Origin of the sequence: Shigella sp. FC1967 (genome assembly GCF_001743005.1) — a bacterium.
Classification (GTDB): domain Bacteria; phylum Pseudomonadota; class Gammaproteobacteria; order Enterobacterales; family Enterobacteriaceae; genus Proteus.
Genome location: NZ_MIIZ01001201.1, coordinates 1 through 492 on the forward strand (window position 1 = coordinate 1; position 492 = coordinate 492).

At 54.9% G+C, this 492-nt stretch carries 1 rRNA gene; it reads right to left on the minus strand.

What is annotated here, in order from left to right:
- Nucleotides 1-492, minus strand: a 23S ribosomal RNA gene (locus BHE89_RS20225); the annotation flags it as partial.

Sequence of the window (492 nt, forward strand, 5' to 3'; positions counted from 1 at the left end):
TTAGCTACCGGGCAATGCCATTGGCATGACAACCCGAACACCAGTGGTGCGTTCACTCCGGTCCTCTCGTACTAGGAGCAACCCCTCTCAATCTTCCAACGCCCACGGCAGATAGGGACCGAACTGTCTCACGACGTTCTAAACCCAGCTCGCGTACCACTTTAAATGGCGAACAGCCATACCCTTGGGACCTACTTCAGCCCCCAGGATGTGATGAGCCGACATCGAGGTGCCAAACACCGCCGTCGATATGAACTCTTGGGCGGTATCAGCCTGTTATCCCCCGGAGTACCTTTTATCCGTTGAGCGATGGCCCTTCCATTCAGAACCACCGGATCACTAAGACCTACTTTCGTACCTGCTCGAGCCGTCACTCTCACAGTCAAGCTGGCTTATGCCTTTGCACTAACCGCATGATGTCCGACCATGCTTAGCCAACCTTCGTGCTCCTCCGTTACTCTTTAGGAGGAGACCGCCCCAGTCAAACTACCC